This window comes from Dyella marensis, assembly GCF_049532885.1.
Taxonomy (GTDB): domain Bacteria; phylum Pseudomonadota; class Gammaproteobacteria; order Xanthomonadales; family Rhodanobacteraceae; genus Dyella_D; species Dyella_D marensis.
In genome coordinates this window covers 1,772,652-1,788,649 of record NZ_CP064029.1, presented here as the reverse complement: position 1 = coordinate 1,788,649, position 15,998 = coordinate 1,772,652, and the positions used below count along the sequence as shown (strand labels likewise).

The following is a 15,998-nucleotide window of genomic DNA, read 5'->3' as shown; positions in this document are numbered from 1 at the left end:
CGGCGCCCGGCCACGCGCCGGGCGCTTTTTCCATAGGTAACGGTGGCTCCCTGAGGTCCCAAGGACTAGCGCCATGACCGATCTGCAAGCCACGGAACGATTCAGCAACCGCGTCGAGGACTACGTCCGCTACCGCCCGGATTACCCCAGGGCGATGCTGGACTGGCTGCAGCGCGAGCACGGCGTGACGCCGCAGTGGCTGGTCGCCGACGTCGGCGCCGGCACCGGCATCTCCAGCAAGCTGTTTCTCGATGCCGACTACCGCGTGATCGCGGTGGAACCCAATGCCGCCATGCGCGCGGCGGCGGAGAAATGGCTGGGCCTGGACCAGCACTTCCGCGCCCTGGACGGCCGCGCCGACAAGACCGGCCTGGCCGCGCACAGCGTGGACCTGGTGTCGGTGGCGCAGGCCTTCCACTGGTTCGACGAAGACGCCACCCGCCACGAGTTCGCGCGGATCCTGCGCCCGCACGGGCTGGCGGCGATCTACTGGAACAGCCGCCGCCTGACCGGCACGCCGTTCCTGGAAGGCTACGAGGCGCTGCTGCAGCGCTACGGCACCGACTACACCAGCGTGGCCGAACGCTACGCCGACGAGCCGCGCATGCGCGCCTGGTTCGGCGACGGTTACCGCGGCAGCGGCAGTTTCGAGCATCGCCAGCAGCTGGATTTCGACAGCCTGCGCGGGCGCTTGATGTCCTCCTCGTATGCGCCGAAGGAAGACCATCCGCAGCACGCGCCGATGATGCAGGCGCTGCGCGAGCTGTTCGACGCCACCGCGCGCGACGGCCAGATCAGTTTCGATTACGACACCCGCGTCTACGTGGGCCACCCAGGCTAAGCACCGCACGCATGTATTCCTATCTTCGCCCCCTGCTGTTCGCGCTCGACGCGGAAACGGCGCACCGCGTCACGCTGTACGGGCTGGACGTGGCCCACCGCAGCAACTTCCTGCACGTGCTGGCCCGGCCGCCGCAGGCCTTGCCGGTCCACGTGTTCGGCATCGACTTCCCCAACCCGGTCGGCCTCGCCGCCGGCCTGGACAAGAACGCCGACCATCTCGATGCGCTCGGCGCGCTCGGCTTCGGCTTCGTCGAAGTGGGTACCACCACGCCGCGCCCGCAGCCGGGCAACGACAAGCCGCGCATGTTCCGCCTGCCGCGGCACGAGGCGGTGATCAACCGGCTGGGCTTCAACAATGCCGGCGTGGATGCGCTGGTGCGCAACGTGCAGCGCTCCAGCTACCGCGGCGTGCTGGGCATCAATATCGGCAAGAACAAGGACACGCCGAACGACAAGGCGGTCGACGACTACCTCTTCTGCCTGGAGCGCGTGTATGCGCACGCCAGCTACGTGACGGTGAACATCTCCTCGCCGAACACCCAGGGCCTGCGCGACCTGCAGGAAGAAGCCACGCTGCGCCGCTTTATCGAAACGCTGCGCGAGGCGCAGGAGCGCCTGGGCGCGCAGTCCGGCCAGCGCAAGCCGATGCTGCTGAAGATCGCGCCGGACCTGGCCGAGGCGGAGCTGGACGGCATCGCCGAGGTGCTGCTCGCCACCGGCATCGACGGCCTGATCTGCACCAACACCACCATCGAGCGCGGCCCGGTGGCCAGCTCGCCGCACGGCAACGAAACCGGCGGCCTGTCCGGGCGCCCGCTGTATGCGCGCTCCACCGAAGTGCTGCGCGGCATGCGCCGCCGCCTGGGCGAGCGCGTGCCCATCGTGGGCGTGGGCGGCATCCTCGACGGCGCCGATGCGGCCGGCAAGATCGCGGCGGGCGCGGCGCTGGTGCAGCTGTATTCCGGCATGGTGTATCGCGGCCCGGAACTGATCGGCGAATGCGTGGACGAAATCCGCCGCCAGGGCGAGCACGACGATGCCGGCTGACCGCTACGCGCTGCCGCCGGAACGCACCGACATGGGCGGCTACGCGCTGATCGAAAACGCCCCGCTGGGCCAGCGCAACACGCTGCGCGTCAATGCGCGCGCGCGCCTGCTGGCCGAGGTCACCGAAGCGGCCAGGCTGCCGGAGCTGCTGGACTTCCCCGCCGTGCGCAGCGGCCCGCTGCTGGTGCTGGGCGAAGGCAGCAACCTGCTGCTGGCCGGCGACGTCGACGGCACCGTGGTGGCCATGGCCAACCGCGGCGTGCAGGTGGAGCAGGCAGGCGAGCTCACCCGCATCGCGGTGGCCGCGGGCGAGCGCTGGGACGACTTCGTGCGCTGGACCCTGGGCCAGGGCTTCGCCGGCCTGGAAAACCTGATCCTGATCCCCGGCACGGTCGGCGCCGCGCCGATCCAGAACATCGGCGCCTACGGCACCGAAGTGGCCGAGTTCATCGAAAGCGTGGAAGCCTGGGATACGCGCGAGCGCCGCGTGGCGGTGCTGAGCCGCGACGACTGCGCCTTCGCTTACCGCGACTCGCTGTTCAAGCGCGAACCCGGCCGCTACATCGTCACCGCGGTGCGCTTCGCCCTGCCCCGCGCGCACGCACTGCGCCTGGACTATGCCGGCATCCGCGAGGAACTGGCGCGCATGGGCGTGGACAAGCCCGCGCCGTTCCACGTCGCCGAGGCGGTGGTGCACCTCCGCACGCGCAAGCTGCCGGACCCGGCGGTGATCGGCAATGCCGGCAGCTTCTTCAAGAATCCCGTCGTCGCTGCGGCCGTGGGCGAAGCACTGAAGCGCGACCATCCGGAACTGGCCGCCTGGCCGGGCGCGGACGGGCGCTGGAAGCTCTCCGCCGCCTGGCTGATCGAAGCGGCCGGCTTCAAGGGCCAGCGCGACGGCGACGCCGGCATCTCCAACCGCCATGCGCTGGTGCTGGTCAACCACGGCCAGGCCAGCGGCGCCCAGCTGTGGGCGTTCGCGCAGAAGGTGATCGCCGGTGTGCACGCCAGGTTCGGTGTGACGTTAGAGCCCGAACCGGTGGTCGTCGGCAAGGGATAAACCATGAGGCTGGCAGGGAAGATCGCGCTGCATCTGTTGCTGATATTCGCGGTGCTGATCATTCCGCCGCTGGTTTACGACCAGGCGTCCAAGCATATCCGCGGCGAATCGCCCTGGCTCTACGCCGGCGGCCTCACTTATCCGCTGTACCTGGGCTGGTGGATGACGCGGATCGGCCATCCGCGCATCCGCGCCATCCTGCTGCACCTGCTCGCCTTCGCCACGCTGTTGTCGGCGCTGGTGCTGGTGCTCGATCCGCGTACCGCCGGCTTCGCGCCGTTCCTGCCGGCCGTGGCGACCCTGCCCTGCATCGCGCTGGCCGTGCTGCGCGCCTGGCAGGGGCGCGGCGAGCAGGCGCGCACGCATGTGTATGCGCTGTTGCTGCTGATTCCGTTCGCGCTGTTCCTCACCGCGCTGATCGTGATCGGCATGTCGCTCACCGCCATGCACGGCATGCGCTGGTAAGCCGCCGGCTCAGGCCGCGCCGGCGGCCTTGCGCCTGGGGCCATCGAGGTTCGGCAGCAGCACGGTGATCACGCCAAGCAGCGGCAGGTAGGCGCACAGGCCGTAGACGAAATCGATGCCCTGCGCGTCCGCCACCTTGCCCAGCACCGCGGCGCCGATGCCGCCCATGCCGAAGGCGAAGCCGAAGAACAGGCCGGAGATCATGCCCACGCGGCCGGGAATCAGCTCCTGCGCATAGACCAGGATGGCCGAGAACGCCGAGGACAGGATCAGGCCGATCACCACCGTGAGCACGCCGGTCCAGAACAGGCTGGCGTGCGGCAACAGCAGGGTGAACGGCGCCACGCCCAGGATCGAGGCCCAGATCACCCACTTGCGCCCGATGCGGTCGCCCACCGGTCCGCCGATCAGCGAACCGGCCGCCACCGCGAACAGGAACACGAACAGATGCGTCTGCGCGTTGGGCACCGACACGCCGAACTTGTGGATCAGATAAAAGGTGTAATAGCTGGTGATGCTGGCGATGTAGAAGTACTTGGAGAAGATCAGCAGCCCCAGGATCGCCACCGCGCCGGCCACGCGGCCGCGCGTCAGCGTCACCGTTGCGTGGCGCGCCTTGGCCTTGCCGCGCGCCGCGTGGTGGTCGCGGTACCACGCGCTCACCTGCAGCAGCACCACGATCGCTAGCAGCGCCGCCAGCGCGAACCAGGCCACGCTGCCGCGGCCGTGCGGCACGATGATCCACGCCGCCAGCAGCGGCCCCAGCGAGGCGCCGGTATTGCCGCCGACCTGGAACAGCGACTGCGCCAGGCCGTGGCGTCCGCCCGAGGCCATGCGCGCCACGCGCGAGGATTCCGGATGGAACACCGACGATCCCGTGCCCACCAGCGCCGCGGCCACCAGCAGCAGGCCGAAGTTCGGCGCGTTTGCCAGCAGCAGCAGGCCGCACAGGGTGAAGCCCATGCCCACCGGCAAGGAGAACGGCATCGGCTTGCGGTCGGTGATCATGCCCACCATCGGCTGCAGCAGCGAGGCGGTGACCTGGTAGGTCAGCGTGATCAGGCCGACCTGGGCGAAGCTCAGGTGGAAGCCTTCCTTCAGGATCGGATAGATGGCCAGGATCAACGACTGGATCATGTCGTTGAGCAGGTGGGCGAAGCTGATCGCGCCGATGATGCCGAATTCGGTCTTCGGCTCGGTCTTGGGCGCGGCGGCCGGCAGGGGGAGATCTTCGACGCGGGTCTGCATGGGAGCGGGCGGGTCTGTGGGGGACGGTGGGTGCGGCGGCTTGCCGCGCACAGGCCAGCACCTTAAATTGGGCCTTGCCGGCCCGCTCACGCCAGCGGGTCAATATCCGTCGAATTCGGGCCATCCCCATGCGCCAGACCCGCGTCAACCACTACGAGGACGTGCCGCGCGCCATCGTCGCCACCGGCAACGACTACCCCGCCCGCTTCGTGCTGCCCGCCCATGCGCACAAGCGCGCCCAGCTGCTGTACGCGGCCACCGGCGTGGTCAAGACCATCACGCCCGAGGGCAGCTGGATCGTGCCGCCGCGCCGCGCGCTGTGGATTCCGGCCGGCGTGATGCACGAAGTGCATATGGACGGCGAGGTGAGCACGCGCAGCGCCTACCTGCAGCCGGAGGTGGCGCGCCATCTGTGGCCGCACTGCCAGGTGATCGCCGTGTCGCCGCTGCTGCACGAGCTGCTCGAAGCCGCCGTCGACCTGCCCGTGGAATACGCGCTGGACAGCCGCGACGGCCGCCTGATGGCGCTGCTGCTGGACGAGATCGCCGCCATGCCCACCCTCGCCCTCAACACCCCGTTGCCGGCCGAGCCGCGCCTGCACAAGCTCTGCCGCGCGCTGCTGGATGCGCCGGCGCTGGATCTGGATATCGACGCGGTGGCGGCCAAGGTGGACATGAGCCGGCGGCATTTCACGCGCACGTTCCGGCAGCAGACGGGGATGAGTTATGCGGCGTGGCGGCAGCAGGCGTGCCTGCTGGCGGCGTTGACGCGGCTGGGGCGGGGGCAGTCGATTACTGAGGTGGCGGTGGAGCTGGGGTATGGGAGTGCGAGTGCGTTTACGGCGGCGTTTCGGCGGGTGCTGGGGGAACCACCGAGCCGGTATATGGCGGGAGAGCAGCGGCCGCGCGCCAAGGGTGCTCCGACCTGAAACAGCACGGCGCAGATTGGGGTGAGCGCAGCGAACCCCAACACCGCACCGCCAGGCGCCTCGCATTGTTGGGGTTCGCTGCGCTCACCCCAACCTACGCCGGCCGCGTTAGAGGCAACCCGCCCCCACCAGCGCACTACGCAGCGCATCCACCACCGGCGTCGCCGGCACCTCGCCGAGAAACCGCCGCAGCTTCGCATCCTCCAGCCGCGCCTCGTGCTTCCACAAATAGCGCATCTTCCACAGTTCGCGCAGCGTCTCCACGAACGGCTGCGCCACTGCCACCATCCACCATGGAAAGCGCGCCGCGCGCACCGTCGCATCGCCGGTCGCCGCGCGCACCGCGTCGACCATCTGGTGGCCGTCGAGCCAATAGCCGCCGAAATGGAATGCAGCGAACGGCTCCAGCTCGTCGGCGCGATCGAGCAGGCGCGCCAGCGTTTCGGCCACGTCGGGCAGATACGCCCAGGCGTGGCCCAGCTCCGGCGGTCCCGGATAGCTCACCGCGCGCACCTTGCTGCCGGCCTTCACCAGCCCCTGCGAAAACCAGCTGTTGCCCGTATTGCGCGGGCCGATGAAGTCGCCGCAGCGCAGGATCAGCACCGGCGCGCCTTCGTTCGCCGCCTGCGCCAGCCGCTGCTCCATCGCCACGCGCAGTTCGCCCTTGCGGCTGGCCGGATGCTGGGGCGCATCCTCGGTAAGCACCGGGAAGGCGTCGAGGCCGTAGTTGTAGATGGTGCCCGGCAGCACGATGCGCGCGCCGGCTGCTTTTGCCGCGGCGATGGTGTGGTCCAGCATCGGCAGCACCAGTTTCTCCCAGCCGCGATAGCCCGGCGGATTCACCGCATGCACGATCACGTCGGCGCCGGCCGCGGCGCGCAGCACGTCGGCCGCCACCATCGCATCGCCCTGCACCCACTCGATGCCTTCCAAGCTGCCGGGCTGGCGCGCCAGCGCGCGCACATGCCAGCCATGGCGCAGCAGGGCCATGCAGGTCTCGCCGCCCACGCCGCCGTTGGCGCCTACCACCAGTACCGTCTTCGTGCGCTTCATCGTGTCGTCCTCCGTTGGGATGGGCCAAGCTTGGCCTTGGGGCGCCCATAAGAAAATCCACGAAGACCGAACATCTGCTATACAAATATGCATGGACAAGCCCGAACCCTCCTGGGACCTCTACCGCTCCTTCCTCGCCGTGATGCGCGCAGGCAGCCTGTCCGGCGCCGCGCGCGCCCTGGCCATGACCCAGCCCAGCCTGGGCCGGCATATCCGCGAGCTGGAAGCGGCGCTGGACGCCGCGCTGTTCACCCGCTCGCCGCAGGGCCTGCTGCCCACCGAGCTGGCCTTGCGCCTGGTGCCGCATGCGGAAGCGATGGCCTCGGCGACGGCGGCGCTGCGGCGTGCGATCGGCGCGGGCGAAGATGCCGTGCGCGGCGTGGTGCGCCTCACCGCCAGCGAAGCGATCGGCACCGAAGTGCTGCCGCCGATGCTGACCGAGTTCCGCCGCGAACACCCCGGGGTGACCATCGAGCTGGTGGTCACCGACCGCGCGCAGGACCTGCTGCGCAAGGACGCGGACCTGGCCATCCGCATGGCCCGCCCCACCCAGCAGGCGCTGATCGCGCGCCAGCTCGCGCGCATCGAGCTGGGCCTGTTCGCGCATCCGCGCTATCTGCGCCGGCACGGTGCGCCGGCCACGCTGGACGAGCTGCGCGAACACAGCCTGATCGGCTTCGACCAGGAACCGCCGTACCTGCGCACGCTGCGCCCCAAGCACCTGCCCTGGACGCGCGAGCATTTCGCGCTGCGCACCGACCACCCGCTGGCCGCGCTGGCGGCAATGCGTGCCGGCTACGGCATCGGCATCTGCCAGGTGCCCTTGGCCGCGCGCACGCCGAAGCTGGTGCGCCTGCTGGCGCAGGAACTGTCGATCCCGATGGAATGCTGGGTGGTGATGCACGAGGACCTGCGCCGCCAGGCCGCCGTGCGCAGCCTGTTCGACTATCTCGGCGAAGCCTTGAATGCTTACGCGCAAAGCTGAGCGCCGTCACGCCGCCGTCAAATTTCCGCAGCAATATGACGGTTTGCGAAATGGCCCGGACTGACCGCCGGGCTTACGGCATGCCTGCCGCGGCAACGGGGTAGGATGCCTGTTCCCACACCCCGTCCGCGGGGATCAGGAAGCACCCGATGTCCAGCAGCGAAAACCGCCCCAGCCTCACGGTCGAAGAAGCGCCCGCCACCGCCATGCCCGCGGGCGACGCGCAGGGCGCGCCGCCGGATCTCAACGACAGCAGCCTGTACATCCACCGCGAGCTGTCCCAGCTGCAGTTCAACATCCGCGTGCTGGACCAGGCGCTGGACGAGCGCAAGCCGATCCTGGAGCGCCTGAAGTTTTTGCTGATCTTCTCCAGCAACATGGACGAGTTCTTCGAGATCCGCGTGGCCGGCCTGAAGAGCCAGATCGCCTTCGACCACGAGATCGTCGGCCCGGACGCCATCGCCCCGCGCCGCGCGCTCACCGAGATCAGCGAGATCGCACACAAGCAGATCGAGCGGCAGTACACCATCCTCAACGAGAGCGTGCTGCCGGAGCTGGCGCGCCACGGTATCCGCATCGTGCGCCGCAACGAGTGGTCGCATAAACAGAAGCTGTGGGTGCGCCGCTATTTCCGCCACGAGGTGGCGCCGCTGGTCACGCCGATCGGCCTGGACCCGACGCATCCCTTCCCGCTGCTGGTCAACAAGAGCCTCAACTTCATCGTGCAGCTGGAAGGCGTGGACGCGTTCGGCCGCGACTCCGGCCTGGCCGTGGTGCCAGCCCCGCGCGTGCTGCCGCGCCTGATCCGCCTGCCGGACGACGTGTGCGAAGGCGGCGAGAACTTCGTGCTGCTGTCCTCGATCATCCACGCGCATACCGAGGAATTGTTCCCCGGCATGTCGGTGCGCGGCTGCTATCAGTTCCGCCTGACCCGCAACGCCGACCTCACGATCGATCCGGAAGACGTGGAAGACCTCGCCCGCGCGCTGCGCGGCGAGCTGTACTCGCGCCGCTTCGGCGACGCGGTGCGCCTGGAAGTTGCCGACAACTGCCCGAAGGAACTCACCGATTATCTGCTGAAGCAGTTCGGCCTTACCGCGGCGGAGATGTACGAGGTCAACGGCCCGGTCAATCTCACCCGCCTGATGGGCCTGGCCAACAAGTCGCATGCGCCGCAGCTGCTGTATCCGCCGTTCACGCCGGCCATCCCCAAGGCGCTGAAGAAAGAGGAAGACCTGTTCCAGGTGATCGGCAAGCAGGACGTGCTGCTGCTGCATCCGTTCGAATCCTTCGCGCCGGTGGTGGATCTTCTGCACCAGGCCGCGAAAGACCCGAACGTGCTGGCGATCAAGCAGACGCTGTACCGCAGCGGCGCCAACTCCGAGATCGTCGACGCGCTGGTGGATGCCGCGCGCGCGGGCAAGGAAGTGACCGTGGTGGTGGAGCTGCGCGCGCGCTTCGACGAGGAGTCCAACCTCACCCTCGCCTCGCGCCTGCAGCAGGCGGGCGCGATGGTGATCTACGGCGTGGTGGGCGTGAAGACGCATGCCAAGCTGATGCTGATCCAGCGCCGCGAAGGCGACGAACTGGTGCGCTACGCGCACCTGGGCACCGGCAACTACCACACCGGCAATGCGCGCCTGTACACCGACTACAGCCTGCTCACCTCCGACCAGGCGCTGTGCGAGGACGTGCACAAGCTGTTCAGCCAGCTCACCGGCATGGGCAAGGTGCTGCGCATGAAGAAGCTGCTGCATGCGCCGTTCACCCTGAAGAAAACGCTGCTGGAACTGATCGCGCGCGAGACCGCGCATGCGCAGGCCGGCCGCGCCGCGCAGATCATCGCCAAGGTCAACGCGCTGACCGACCCGAAGGTGATCCGCGCGCTGTACAAGGCCAGCATGGCCGGGGTGAAGATCGAACTGATCGTGCGCGGCATGTGCTGCCTGCGCCCCGGCGTGCCGGGCGTGTCGCACAACATCCGTGTGCGCTCGATCGTGGATCGTTTCCTGGAACACAGCCGCGCCTACTGGTTCGCCAACAACGGCGACGACGAACTGTTCCTGGCCAGCGCCGACCTGATGGAGCGCAACCTCGACCGCCGCGTCGAAACCGGCTTCCCGATCGAGAGCAAGAAGCTGCAGCAGCGCGTGAAGAAGGAACTGGAACTCTACCTCGCCGACAACAGCAGCGCGTCGGTGCTGCAGGCGGACGGCCATTATCACCGCCTCGCACCGTCCGGCCAGGCGGTACGCAATGCGCAGGCGCAGCTGCTGGAGCGCATCTGCGGCGTGGGCGCCAACCCCGTCGAATAGGCCGCCACGTGCAGGCTTCGTGAAGGGCCAGGCGAGCGTGATGGAGTTCTGGTTTGACCTGATATCCCGGTGCTAGTCTCGATCGGCCGCATTGTCGCGGCTCAATCGCAAAGGGCATTCACATGGAACTTCAGGAACTCACCGTGCGTGAAGAAGGCGTGATTGCAGCTGACGTGTTCGGCGTGCCGATGGACGCGCCGATGCAGAAACAGGCCCCCATGCAGAAGCGTGCGCCGAAGACCCGGTTCGACGGCGATATCGGCACCTTCGGCGGCCGCAACGACGGCGGCGGCTGAGTCGCCGCGCAACGTGACCACGCGCCCTCACGGGTGACCGCCAAGCCGCCTCGCCAACGGGGCGGCTTTTTCATGCCGGTATGGCTGGCCCGCCTTTCATGGACGGAACATGCTCAAGGCCACGATCGCGCTTGCCGATCTTGCATTCGATCCGCGCTGGGACGGCCAGGCCGTCGCCTTCGGCGCCAGCCGCATCGAACCGTTCGCGCATCCCGCGCTGGAAACCCTGCTGGTGCGCACCGACGGCCAATGGTTTGCCACCGTGCGCGAGCGCCGCACCGAAGGCGGCGCGCCGGCGCGGCAACTGGACGTCGACGCGGCCGAATTCGAACAGCGCTACCGCGAATGCCTGCTGTGGCCGCTCGATTACGCCATGGTCGAAGCGGCGCAGGCCGGGTGCCGCCTCAAGCTGCGCGCAGGCGTGTTCGGCGCGTTGCCGGTGTATGCGCGCGCCACGGACGACCGGCTGGAACTGTCCTGGGATGCCGGCGACCTGACCCGCGCGCCGACCGCGCTGGACTTCGAAATAGCGAGCCATCGCCTCGCGCTGCACACGATCTACTCGGCGCGGCAGATCGCGGTCGGCATCGTGATGCTGACCGAACGCGCCTCGCTGTCCGTCGAACCTGGCAAGGCCAGCTATCACTATCCGCCGCCGGTGCAGGTCACCACGCTGGCGCAGGCGCGCGAGCGCGACGCATGGCTGCCTTCATTCGCCGCGCAATTGCGCGAAGCAGTCGATGCGCGCCCGTTCGTCGCGGCACGCAGCGCACTCGAACTCAGCGGCGGCATGGACTCGGCCACGGTGGCCTGCGGCCTGGCCGCGATCGCCGCACCGCGCAGCAGCCTCGGCATCCTGCTCGAAGGCGAGACCCGGCCGCCGCAGTTGAAGCGCCGCGGGGCTATCGTGGAACGACTTGGGCTGCACGACGAAACGGTGGAGATCGCTGCGCGGTCCCCAAGCCTCGACCTGCGCCCGGTGCCGGGACAGCGGCTGGGCTTCAATCAGGAGTATTACCTGGAGGCCTGCGCCGCACTGTGGGATCGCGCCGCTTCGCTCGGTTGCGACCGGCTCTATACCGGCGTGGGCGGCGACGAGCTGTTTCCCGACTACCTGCACGAACTGGCCAGCGAAGGCGACACGCTCGAAGCGCAACGCGAGCGCACGCACCGCGCACAAGTCGACACGCTGCTCACGCCGCGCGCGCGGGAAGCCGCGCGCGGCCTGCACAGCTTCGGCGCGCCAGCCGGCCCGGTGCCGGCCACCGCGCTCGCCGCGCAGGCCTGCCGCGCAGCGGATATCGCACGGCGCGGGCTGTGGCCGGTGAATCCATTGAGCGATCCGCGCCTGGCGCGGTTCTGCCATCAGCTCCCGCTCGAGCAACGACGCGGGCGCGCCCTGATGCAGCGCTATCTGCAGCAGCAGCTCGGCGAGGATACGTTTCCGGCCGGTTATCGGAAGGAGACGTTCGAGCAGGTGTTTCCAGCTTTGATCGCGGCACAGGCGGGCATGCTGACGGAACAGTTGCACGAATGCGCGCTGGCGGATCTTGGGCTGGTCGACCGGCGTGGCGTGATGGCGCTGCTCGACGCGGTAGCGGCCAGCCAGGCGCGTGCGCCGACGGCGGTGCTGGTGTCGTTTCTGTGGATGGAGCGGTTGGCGAGGCAGTGGGGGTGACTATGGAACCCTTCTCCCCTCCGGGGAGAAAGTAGCAGCAGCCGGATTAGGGGTGGGTGCTCGCGATTACGCTTCTACGAAAAGAAGAAAAGCTCTTGAGCTTATCGAGACCCTCCACTCACCGCTCCGCCCGACCCCTCACCCCGACCCTCTCCCCGGAGGGGAGAGGGAGCAAACTGCGCTTCAGCGAAAACGCTTTATCCATGCCACGTACTTGTCCACGAACCCCTGCAGGAACTTCTTCGTGCCGTCGCTCGAAATATTCCCCTCGCCGTCGATCAACCCGTCCTTGAACGCAATGAACACCTCCGGCTGCGCCAGCAAGGGCACGTCCACATAGGCCAGCACATTGCGCAGATGCTGCTGCGACAAGGCCGAGCCGGTCGCGCCGATCGAGGCGCCGATCACCGCGCCGGGCTTGCCCGCGAAGGAATTCGTCCCCCACGGCCGCGAGGCGATGTCGATCGCGTTCTTCAGCACGCCGGGAATCGAACGGTTGTATTCGGGCGTCACGAACAGCAGCGCATCCGCCGCTTCCACCGCCTGCTTCAGCTGCTGGCACGCGGCCGGATAGTCGCCGTCGAAATCCTGGTTGTAGAGCGGCAACCCGCCGATGTCGATGTGCTCGAACGAAAGATCCTTCGGCGCCAGCTTTTCCACCGCACGGGCGAGTTTGCGGTTGATCGAATCCTGGCGAAGGCTGCCCACGAAGACGGCGACCTTGGTGCTCATGGCGAATGCTCCTTCCGGGAAAGGGAACGCCCAAGCTTGCGGAGCCGCGGTCAAGGCAAGGTGACGCCTGGATGGCACGCCCCATGCTTTCTTTCCTAGGCCATTCGTCCGAATGGGTCAGCCGCCGCGACTCGGCCAGAATCCAAGGCCAGACCGCACGGCAGAGCCGGGCCAGGATGGCCGCGGACGCCAGGCGGGCCGGCAGGGGGGTGTGGTGGTGGCAGGCTGGTTACCAGGAACGCACAGGTGGCGGCGATGGTTCGTCCTCGCGCTGCTGCTGCTCGTGCCATGGCGCGTCATGCCGCAGCCCGCGGCCGCGATGGAGGCGGCCTGGTGCGCGGCGCGGCCCGGCGACACGCCGGCCGGCGTGCTGGCCGCCTTCGACCGCGGCGAGCTGCGCGCCTTCGACCCGTCCGCGATGACTCCCATCCTCAATCCCGGCGAAGCCGCCTGGGTGGTGCTGCGGCCGCTGCCGACGCCGCTGGTCGAGGAGCGCGCGCTCACCATCGAACCGCCGCCGCTGACGCCCGTGACCCTGTACGCGCGCGGCGAACCCGCGCGCCGGCTGGCCCTGGACGATTTCGACGCGCCGCTGCACGGCCACGGCCGGCTGGCCTGGCGCATGCCGGCCGACACGGGCGCCACCGCGCCGATCCTGCTGCGCTTCGAAGCCAATGCCGCGGCCAGCGCGCCGATGCGCTTCGGCTTGCAGCCCTGGGCCGACTATCTGCGCGACGACGCCGGCTGGCTGATGTTCGCCAGCGCCTGCTTTGCGGTGATGCTGGCGATGGCCGCGTTCGCGCTGTGCCTGGCGCTGATGCTGCGCGACGCCACCTTCGGCTGGTATGCCGGCTATGTGTGCTGCTACGCGGCGATCCAGGGCATCCAGACCGGCTACGTGTTCCATCCGATGGAGTGGGCCTGGCTGGCCGGCACCGCGCAGGTGGCCGCGCCCACGGCGGCGCTGCTGTCACTGGCCTTCGCCGCGGTGTTCGTGGCGCGCTTCTGCGATCTGCAGCGCTTCGCGCCGGCGCTGCACGCCACCACGCTGGCGCTGGCGCTGGGCGCGCCGCCGCTGGTGCTGATGCGCAGCAGCCATATCGATGCGCTGATCGCGCCGGCCCGCGCCCTGCACTACCCCATGCTGCTGATCGGCGCGGTGCTGCTGCTGTGCGCCGGCGTGGTCGCCGCCGTGCGCGGTTCGCGCAGCGCGCGCTATTTCCTGCTCGGCTTCACGCCGCTGCTGGCGCTCACCGTGCTCGACAGCGCGCAGGCCAACGGCGCCCTGCCCGGCATGGGCTGGCTGGACGATGCGGCCCTGGCCGCCGGCGCGGTGCAGGCGGTGGTGCTGGCGCTGGGCCTGGCCGACCGAGCGCTGGCCATGCGCCACGACACCGACGTGGTGCGCGAACTGGCCGACGTCGACGCGCTGACCCGCGTGCTCAACCGCCGTGCCTTGAGCGAAAGCCTGCAGGCGGCGATGTCCTGCCACGGCGAGCCGCTGGCCCTGCTGTTCCTGGACCTGGACTGCTTCAAGTCGCTCAACGACAGCCAGGGCCACCACGCCGGCGACTGCGCGCTGGCCGCCGTGGCCGCCGCGCTGCGCCACGAGCTGCGCCCGCAGGACCTGCTCGGCCGCCACGGCGGCGAGGAATTCCTCGCCGTGCTGCGCGGCGTGGAGCTGCCGCAGGCCATCCACGTGGCGACGCGGCTGTGCCGGCGCGTGCACCGGCTGGAAATTCCCGTGGACGGCCGCCAGCAGCTGCTGACGGTCAGCATCGGCATCGCCATGCACCGCGCCGACGATACGGTGGAAACCCTGGTCGAGCGCGCGGACCACGCGATGTACCGCGCCAAGCTCGAAGGCCGCAACCGCGTGCGCGTGGACGAGAAGCTGATGGCCTGCCGCTCGCGCGAGCGGGCGGCGCTGCGTTCGACGGAGCAATCCTGAGCCGCGGACGCGCCGGCATGCGCCTCGCGCCACGGCCATCGATCAGGCGCTCTGGTAGAGCCATTGCTTCAGCGCCGCTTTTATCTTCGCGTCGGGCCGGCCCAGCCAGGTGAGCTCGTCGCGGCTTTCGTCGGCGCCGCCGTCGTCAAGATCGGACCGGTCGCGGCGGGCCCGCGCGAACACACCCCACATCGCATGGCTCTTCTCGTCGTACGCCAGCACCAGACGCTCGGTCGCGCAGTCGTGCGGCTTGCAGCTGTGCGCGACGAGCAAGGTCCGGCCGTCCGCCCGCATGTCCTTCGCGGGCGCGGCGGTGCCGCCGTCGCGGGTCCATGCAGGAAGCGCGTTGATTCCGGCGAGCGCCTCGAAGGCGATGGCGAAATCGGCCCGTTCCAGCAGATCGGACAGATAGGGGCCAAGCACCGATACTTCCGGCCCGGCTCCGTCCGCCGGCTCTGCATCGGCCCCCATCGGAAATGCCGCCGATACGCTGCCGCCATGCGCCGGAGCGGCAGGGATGATCGGACTGGCGACCCGCACCCTTACCTCCCGGTCCCCATCGTCTTGCGAGCAGGCGGCGATAGCGAGGACCGAAGCGATCGCGAGAGCCCGAGCGGGCATGTTCATGCTGATTTTCCTTCGACGGCGGATACGGCAGCTTGTTGGTGCAGGCTGCGTGAAAAGCACCGCACCATAGCCACCGCCATCGCACCGCGTCGGCAGGAAAATTCCAGTGGCCGCGCCAGGCCGCGGCCGGCATCGGGCATCACTCGGGGTAGTACAGCCTCTTCTTCAAGGCGTCCTTGAACTGATCGTCCGGCTCGCCCAGCCAGCTCAGCTGGTCGTTGCTGCCGTCGCTGACATCGGCCGGCGCTTCGCCCTGGCGCCGCGCGAACACGCCCCACATCGCGTGCGTCTTCTCGTCGTACAGCAGCACGATGCGTTCGCTCGGACAGTCGTGCGGCTTGCAGCCGGCGGCGGCGAGCAGGCTCTTGCCGTCGACCGCGACTTTCTGCGCCGGCGTCGAAGTGCCCCCCTGCTCTGTCCAGTCGGGCAGCTCCTTCGCGCCCTTCAGCGCGTGGAACGCCGCGGCGAAATCGCTCTGCTGCAGCAGGTCGAACAGATACGGGCCAGCCGAAGCCGGCGTGGCGGCGGAAGACGCGGCAGCGGCACTGCTGCCGGGCGCGGGCGCCAGATTGCTCGCGGCTGCGGTGGCGGTGGTGGATAGGGCCGGCGTCGACGGCGAGGTCGCCGGGTTATCCGCGGTGTCGTCCTGCGAGCACGCGGCGACGGCGAGGACCGAGGCGATCACGAGCGCGTGAACGGCATGTTTCATGGCTGCCTCCCTTCGTTATTCGTTCGAAGGACTTCGACCATACGGCGCGAGGGCTGAATC

Annotated in this window: 15 protein-coding genes; 10 read left to right on the top strand and 5 right to left on the bottom strand. The window is 69.0% G+C overall.

What is annotated here, in order from left to right:
• Positions 1-73: 73 nt before the first annotated feature.
• Genes ISN75_RS07775 through ISN75_RS07760 form a run of 4 tightly spaced genes read left to right on the top strand, consistent with a single transcriptional unit; the run spans position 74 to position 3,415 of the window.
• Positions 74-841, top strand: coding sequence for a class I SAM-dependent methyltransferase (locus ISN75_RS07775; protein WP_343818989.1), 768 nt, complete (start codon positions 74-76; stop codon positions 839-841).
• An 11-nt stretch (positions 842-852) separates the two neighbouring features.
• Positions 853-1,890, top strand: a complete 1,038-nt coding sequence (locus ISN75_RS07770) for a quinone-dependent dihydroorotate dehydrogenase (RefSeq protein WP_343818988.1) — start codon at positions 853-855, stop codon at positions 1,888-1,890.
• 31 nt (positions 1,891-1,921) lie between these two features.
• Complete coding sequence (murB, locus tag ISN75_RS07765) at positions 1,922-2,950, top strand: UDP-N-acetylmuramate dehydrogenase (RefSeq protein WP_168647719.1); 1,029 nt, start codon at positions 1,922-1,924, stop codon at positions 2,948-2,950.
• Positions 2,951-2,953: 3 nt separating this feature from the next.
• Positions 2,954-3,415 carry a hypothetical protein gene (locus ISN75_RS07760; RefSeq protein WP_168647667.1) on the top strand — a complete coding sequence of 154 codons (462 nt, stop codon included), beginning with the start codon at positions 2,954-2,956 and terminating at the stop codon, positions 3,413-3,415.
• A gap of 9 nt (positions 3,416-3,424) precedes the next feature.
• Here ISN75_RS07760 and ISN75_RS07755 read toward each other — a convergent pair whose 3' ends face one another.
• Entirely contained in the window at positions 3,425-4,663 is a 1,239-nt protein-coding gene (locus tag ISN75_RS07755; protein ID WP_168647668.1) for an MFS transporter, read from the bottom strand.
• Between the two features lie 128 nt (positions 4,664-4,791).
• On the opposite strand from ISN75_RS07755, the gene ISN75_RS07750 reads away from it, so the two are divergent.
• Positions 4,792-5,592 carry an AraC family transcriptional regulator gene (locus ISN75_RS07750; RefSeq protein WP_167255582.1) on the top strand — a complete coding sequence of 267 codons (801 nt, stop codon included), beginning with the start codon at positions 4,792-4,794 and terminating at the stop codon, positions 5,590-5,592.
• Between the two features lie 108 nt (positions 5,593-5,700).
• Here ISN75_RS07750 and ISN75_RS07745 read toward each other — a convergent pair whose 3' ends face one another.
• Positions 5,701-6,645, bottom strand: coding sequence for an NAD-dependent epimerase/dehydratase family protein (locus tag ISN75_RS07745; protein ID WP_168647669.1), 945 nt, complete (start codon positions 6,643-6,645; stop codon positions 5,701-5,703).
• A gap of 91 nt (positions 6,646-6,736) precedes the next feature.
• Here ISN75_RS07745 and ISN75_RS07740 point away from each other — a divergent pair, with 91 nt between their 5' ends.
• The 4 genes from ISN75_RS07740 to ISN75_RS07725 all read left to right on the top strand — a co-directional run bounded on the left by ISN75_RS07740 (position 6,737) and on the right by ISN75_RS07725 (position 11,919).
• Complete coding sequence (locus tag ISN75_RS07740; RefSeq protein WP_168647670.1) at positions 6,737-7,630, top strand: LysR family transcriptional regulator; 894 nt, start codon at positions 6,737-6,739, stop codon at positions 7,628-7,630.
• Positions 7,631-7,779: 149 nt separating this feature from the next.
• Positions 7,780-9,945, top strand: coding sequence for a polyphosphate kinase 1 (ppk1, locus tag ISN75_RS07735; protein ID WP_168647671.1), 2,166 nt, complete (start codon positions 7,780-7,782; stop codon positions 9,943-9,945).
• A gap of 122 nt (positions 9,946-10,067) precedes the next feature.
• Positions 10,068-10,241: a hypothetical protein gene (locus tag ISN75_RS07730; RefSeq protein ID WP_167255590.1), complete on the top strand. Its 174-nt coding sequence runs from the start codon at positions 10,068-10,070 to the stop codon at positions 10,239-10,241.
• Between the two features lie 109 nt (positions 10,242-10,350).
• Positions 10,351-11,919, top strand: a complete 1,569-nt coding sequence (locus tag ISN75_RS07725) for an asparagine synthase-related protein (RefSeq protein WP_343818986.1) — start codon at positions 10,351-10,353, stop codon at positions 11,917-11,919.
• Positions 11,920-12,102: 183 nt separating this feature from the next.
• Here the strand turns inward: ISN75_RS07725 and ISN75_RS07720 are convergent, their stop codons facing one another.
• Positions 12,103-12,651: an NADPH-dependent FMN reductase gene (locus ISN75_RS07720; RefSeq protein ID WP_167255595.1), complete on the bottom strand. Its 549-nt coding sequence runs from the start codon at positions 12,649-12,651 to the stop codon at positions 12,103-12,105.
• A gap of 298 nt (positions 12,652-12,949) precedes the next feature.
• Between ISN75_RS07720 and ISN75_RS07715 the strand changes: the two genes are divergently transcribed.
• Positions 12,950-14,602, top strand: a complete 1,653-nt coding sequence (locus tag ISN75_RS07715) for a sensor domain-containing diguanylate cyclase (RefSeq protein WP_168647674.1) — start codon at positions 12,950-12,952, stop codon at positions 14,600-14,602.
• 42 nt (positions 14,603-14,644) lie between these two features.
• On the opposite strand, the gene ISN75_RS07710 is transcribed toward ISN75_RS07715, so the two are convergent.
• Together ISN75_RS07710 and ISN75_RS07705 are read right to left on the bottom strand one after the other, a co-directional pair.
• Entirely contained in the window at positions 14,645-15,229 is a 585-nt protein-coding gene (locus ISN75_RS07710) for an Ivy family c-type lysozyme inhibitor (RefSeq protein WP_343818983.1), read from the bottom strand.
• A 139-nt stretch (positions 15,230-15,368) separates the two neighbouring features.
• A complete protein-coding gene (locus ISN75_RS07705) occupies positions 15,369-15,938 on the bottom strand; it encodes an Ivy family c-type lysozyme inhibitor (RefSeq protein WP_168647676.1) in 570 nt (189 codons plus the stop codon).
• Positions 15,939-15,998 lie beyond the last annotated feature (60 nt).

What these genes read in the sequence shown, in the direction of transcription:
- ISN75_RS07730 (WP_167255590.1), top strand. Translation starts at nt 10,068, where the DNA reads ATGGAACTTCAGGAACTCACCGTGCGTGAAGAAGGCGTGATTGCAGCT.
- ISN75_RS07745 (WP_168647669.1), bottom strand. Translation starts at nt 6,645, where the DNA reads ATGAAGCGCACGAAGACGGTACTGGTGGTAGGCGCCAACGGCGGCGTG.
- ISN75_RS07760 (WP_168647667.1), top strand. Translation starts at nt 2,954, where the DNA reads ATGAGGCTGGCAGGGAAGATCGCGCTGCATCTGTTGCTGATATTCGCG.
- ISN75_RS07715 (WP_168647674.1), top strand. Translation starts at nt 12,950, where the DNA reads ATGCCGCAGCCCGCGGCCGCGATGGAGGCGGCCTGGTGCGCGGCGCGG.
- ISN75_RS07750 (WP_167255582.1), top strand. Translation starts at nt 4,792, where the DNA reads ATGCGCCAGACCCGCGTCAACCACTACGAGGACGTGCCGCGCGCCATC.
- ISN75_RS07755 (WP_168647668.1), bottom strand. Translation starts at nt 4,663, where the DNA reads ATGCAGACCCGCGTCGAAGATCTCCCCCTGCCGGCCGCCGCGCCCAAG.
- ISN75_RS07770 (WP_343818988.1), top strand. Translation starts at nt 853, where the DNA reads ATGTATTCCTATCTTCGCCCCCTGCTGTTCGCGCTCGACGCGGAAACG.
- ISN75_RS07705 (WP_168647676.1), bottom strand. Translation starts at nt 15,938, where the DNA reads ATGAAACATGCCGTTCACGCGCTCGTGATCGCCTCGGTCCTCGCCGTC.
- ISN75_RS07740 (WP_168647670.1), top strand. Translation starts at nt 6,737, where the DNA reads ATGGACAAGCCCGAACCCTCCTGGGACCTCTACCGCTCCTTCCTCGCC.
- ISN75_RS07775 (WP_343818989.1), top strand. Translation starts at nt 74, where the DNA reads ATGACCGATCTGCAAGCCACGGAACGATTCAGCAACCGCGTCGAGGAC.
- ISN75_RS07725 (WP_343818986.1), top strand. Translation starts at nt 10,351, where the DNA reads ATGCTCAAGGCCACGATCGCGCTTGCCGATCTTGCATTCGATCCGCGC.
- ppk1 (WP_168647671.1), top strand. Translation starts at nt 7,780, where the DNA reads ATGTCCAGCAGCGAAAACCGCCCCAGCCTCACGGTCGAAGAAGCGCCC.
- ISN75_RS07710 (WP_343818983.1), bottom strand. Translation starts at nt 15,229, where the DNA reads ATGAACATGCCCGCTCGGGCTCTCGCGATCGCTTCGGTCCTCGCTATC.
- murB (WP_168647719.1), top strand. Translation starts at nt 1,922, where the DNA reads ATGGGCGGCTACGCGCTGATCGAAAACGCCCCGCTGGGCCAGCGCAAC.
- ISN75_RS07720 (WP_167255595.1), bottom strand. Translation starts at nt 12,651, where the DNA reads ATGAGCACCAAGGTCGCCGTCTTCGTGGGCAGCCTTCGCCAGGATTCG.